The organism is Coprococcus sp. AF99-45 (assembly GCF_027663865.1).
Lineage (GTDB): Bacteria > Bacillota > Clostridia > Lachnospirales > Lachnospiraceae > Allocoprococcus > Allocoprococcus comes.
In genome coordinates this window covers 1-734 of record NZ_JAQDGZ010000065.1, presented here as the reverse complement: position 1 = coordinate 734, position 734 = coordinate 1, and the positions used below count along the sequence as shown (strand labels likewise).

General features: G+C 49.0%; 2 pseudogenes. Both read left to right on the top strand.

The features are described 5' to 3' along the window. Positions 1 to 606 (top strand): annotated as a pseudogene (locus PGR14_RS16055) (MobQ family relaxase); the annotation flags it as partial. Positions 607 to 633: 27 nt separating this feature from the next. Next, positions 634 to 734 (top strand): annotated as a pseudogene (locus PGR14_RS16360) (CHC2 zinc finger domain-containing protein); the annotation flags it as partial.

Sequence of the window (734 nt, the reverse complement as noted above, 5' to 3'; positions counted from 1 at the left end):
ACTTCCAAAGACTTAAAGGCAGTCAGCGAAGCCCTGTCCTATCTCCAGAGAAAGGGACTTTCCACCGTGGAGGATTTGGAAAACTTTATAGAAACGTCCGGGAAATCTGCCGCCGACTACCGAAAGCAGATGAAGCCAAAGGAAACCCGCAGCAACGTGATTGACGCTATCCTTGCCGCCCGGACGGACTGTAAGGAATGTAAGCCCGTTTATGAGAAATACCAGAAGATATTTTTCAAGAAAACTAAGGAAAAATTCAAGCTGGAACACCCGGAGGTTGCCCGGTTTGAGAAAGCCAGTGCCTACCTTGCCAAGCACCCGGATGATAAGGACAGCACGAAAAAGGAGCTTTTGCAGGAACAGGCGAAGCTTGTGGGCGAAATCGCAGACTTGAAAGTACCGTTGACCGAGGTGCAGGAAGATTTGAAGAAGCTGCGGGACATCCGCTACTGGGTACGGAAAGCCACACCCGGCACAGAGGAAAGCAAAGAGCCGCCCAAGAAGCAGCCCCTCAAAGAAGTCTTGCAGGATAAGGCTGACGAGAAGAGAGCACAGAAAAACGCCCCGGCGCAGACGAAACACAAACAACAGGATATGGAACTTTAACAGGCACTTGCCATTTTCAGATTGAGAATGATAAGTGCCTTTTCTTTTTTACAAGGAGGAATTGATTTGAATGTATTTGAAGCTGTGAAGCAGTCCGTTACGACAAGACAGGCTGCGGAGCATTACGG